The 2,515-nt window shown below is 36.0% G+C and carries 4 protein-coding genes; 2 read left to right on the forward strand and 2 right to left on the reverse strand.

The genetic code is table 11. The features are described from left to right. Nucleotides 1-49: 49 nt before the first annotated feature. Both LY11_RS26285 and LY11_RS26290 read right to left on the reverse strand, forming a co-directional pair. Nucleotides 50-445 carry an SDR family NAD(P)-dependent oxidoreductase gene (locus LY11_RS26285; protein WP_111636542.1) on the reverse strand — a complete coding sequence of 132 codons (396 nt, stop codon included), beginning with the start codon at nt 443-445 and terminating at the stop codon, nt 50-52. A gap of 119 nt (nt 446-564) precedes the next feature. Then, complete coding sequence (locus LY11_RS26290; RefSeq protein ID WP_111636543.1) at nt 565-1,146, reverse strand: CAP domain-containing protein; 582 nt, start codon at nt 1,144-1,146, stop codon at nt 565-567. A gap of 154 nt (nt 1,147-1,300) precedes the next feature. Between LY11_RS26290 and LY11_RS26295 the strand changes: the two genes are divergently transcribed. Both LY11_RS26295 and LY11_RS26305 read left to right on the forward strand, forming a co-directional pair. Next, nucleotides 1,301-1,699, forward strand: a complete 399-nt coding sequence (locus tag LY11_RS26295; RefSeq protein ID WP_111636544.1) for a nuclease A inhibitor family protein — start codon at nt 1,301-1,303, stop codon at nt 1,697-1,699. A 216-nt stretch (nt 1,700-1,915) separates the two neighbouring features. Then, complete coding sequence (locus LY11_RS26305; protein ID WP_111636545.1) at nt 1,916-2,434, forward strand: SdpA family antimicrobial peptide system protein; 519 nt, start codon at nt 1,916-1,918, stop codon at nt 2,432-2,434. The last annotated feature ends 81 nt before the right edge of the window (nt 2,435-2,515 follow it).

Genomic DNA, 2,515 nt, shown 5'->3' on the forward strand with positions numbered 1-2,515 from the left:
GATACTCGTATTTCTGTTTTCTACTCATAAAAAATGCCCCAAAAAGTGTCTAACTTTTTGGGGCATGTCCAGTTGCCATAATTCCCGCACTATTGATCAGAATATGAAGAGGACGACCAGAGGCAAGAAACTTAACAGCAAATGCATCAATTGAATCTGGCTCCATCAGTTCCATTTCTTCAATCTCCACATTATTAATTCCGGTTAATGCCTGGGCAGCTCTATCATAATCACGTGCAGGAACAATGGCTATGGCACCCGCAGTACTAAGAATCCTGACTGTTTCCAGGCCAATTCCGGAATAACCACCAGTTACAATAGCAGTTTTTCCAGAGAGGTCTATTTCTTTGATTACATCTTGTGCAGTAGAAGCCGCATTGAAACCAGATTGTATAGGGTTTTGAGCAGTAGATGATTTGGTTGCTGAAATGTTTTTTGATTCCATTGTATCGTATGTTTAATTGATAAAACAAAGATAGGCTGGTGAAAAATACAACGTTTTGTTTAAAAGACGCAATTCACTTTGTTCAAAAGACGTTTGGTTAGCTCTAGTCTATTATTCATCTACCTTCTGGTTCCAAATAACTGTGTCCAGTAATTGCCATTACCAGCAGAACGTGCAACCCCCATCTCTTTAATATTAGCACTCATGATATTTTGGCAATGTCCATGATCACTATTAATCCATGAATTGAAAGCTTCATTTTCTGTTTGCTGACCTTTAGCAATATTTTCAGCATAAGCAGACCAGAGATCCCCCCCTGCGGTCATTCTTTGTCCAGGGTTCCGACCTTCTGTATCCGTATGATCAAAGTAATTTTTCTTTTCCATATCATCAGCGTGTGTCTTAGCGATAGTTGCCAGATCATTACTCCAGGCAAGTATAGGAACCGGAGGCATTTTGGTTACTCCGCCATCAGGTTGTTTACAATCACATCCTTTTGTCCTTACGTCATTGACTAATTTTAAAAAGAGCGAATTGTCAAGGTTGGTATCAGCATTTTTATTCGCCGGAACTGTTATAGGTAAACCTTGATTGTCATCAGGAGCCTCTTTTGATTTTGAACAGGACAGCACAACAGCCATGAAGCCAATTAAAATCAGGGTATAAGGGTAGCTCCATTTTACGGTAGATCTGGAATTCATAACTAAGTTAACGTCAGCTCAACAGTGGTATTGTGTATCCCATTGGAATAGAATCTGTACCAATTAATTTAATAGTAAATGAATTAATGTTAACCTTCATTTTTGATGTATTTTAATTGGCAATCAGACGTTATGCTGATATAATCTCACCGAAATGGAAAAACAAATTTTAACTGAATTAGCTGAAAAAACGCAGGGGTTGTTTTATTTCAGTGAATCTGAAGCGCCATTAACTATTGAAAACCTGGGACAGGTCCCAAAGGATCAGTTAAGTGCAAAGCTTGTCCAGCTTAACAGTGAAAACCCTGGTACGCTGCAAATAATCGATCAGGATGCTTTCTTTGAAAAAATAGTGAATACTGCCGATCCTGGTGATCAGGTAATGGTTGCTAATGCCCGGAAATTCACTGCACTTCAAGCTTATCTGAAAGATAATTTTTCTGATATACAGCTAGCCCGCATAGAAGGGGGAGTGAATGTACCTATTCTCATTACGGCTTATCTGCCAAATGGTACTTGTATTCTGTTAGCTACATATGCGATTGAAACTTAGGAAAATACATTTACAGATCTTTTATGTATTCCTTATTTTATAAATGATAAATTTTAATAACAAGATTTATCATTTATAAAATATTTTAATTATATTTATTTTTTTAAATTAAATTAGAAAATTGTATATTTTAAAACGGTGTATAAGTTTATCTATAATTTAGTTTGTTATAAAGAGTGAAATGTATTTCGAATTAAATCGCTATATATCTTATCTATGAATAATAATTCAAAGGAAGTTAGAATTACAAATACTATCAGGTCTGTTTTTGGAATACTTATTTTACTTGGCGGCCTAGCAATATATTCTATAATGGGAAGTTCTATGCAAAGCCCATTTTATATTAGCAAATGGATAAAGTTAAATGTTTCCTATTTTTTACCACAGGGGTGGGCTTTCTTCTCTAAAGACGCTAGAGAGGAAAAGATATTTGCATTTAAGAGGAGAAAAGACGGTAGTCTGGAGAGACTAAGCCCATCTGCAGCAAGCTATCGCTATTTATTTGGTTTGAATAGAATAGTGAGAAGATTGCCTATGGAATATCAATTTTTACTCAGTCAAACAGACAGTGCAAGCTGGATACCATCCAACTACAATATCGTCGAAATAGGTGAAAATTCACGTACAAAGAAGATTGTTTTTAAGAAGAATATTTTTTATAAGGGAATATGCTGTGGGGAGATTATATTAATTAAAGCACGTATTACGCCATGGGCTTGGAGTTGTGAACGGTAAATAAGACTACACAACTTTTGGCAATTAGCAGTGCATGGTTTTCGGCAAGAACGGTGCAGAGAAATCGGCAAGAATAAATAC

It is taken from the genome of Pedobacter cryoconitis (assembly GCF_003259615.1).
GTDB classification, from domain to species: domain Bacteria; phylum Bacteroidota; class Bacteroidia; order Sphingobacteriales; family Sphingobacteriaceae; genus Pedobacter; species Pedobacter cryoconitis.

Excerpts from the sequence above, each read along its gene's own strand:
- LY11_RS26285 (WP_111636542.1), bottom strand. The coding sequence starts at position 445 with ATGGAATCAAAAAACATTTCAGCAACCAAATCATCTACTGCTCAAAAC.
- LY11_RS26290 (WP_111636543.1), bottom strand. The coding sequence starts at position 1,146 with ATGAATTCCAGATCTACCGTAAAATGGAGCTACCCTTATACCCTGATT.
- LY11_RS26295 (WP_111636544.1), top strand. The coding sequence starts at position 1,301 with ATGGAAAAACAAATTTTAACTGAATTAGCTGAAAAAACGCAGGGGTTG.
- LY11_RS26305 (WP_111636545.1), top strand. The coding sequence starts at position 1,916 with ATGAATAATAATTCAAAGGAAGTTAGAATTACAAATACTATCAGGTCT.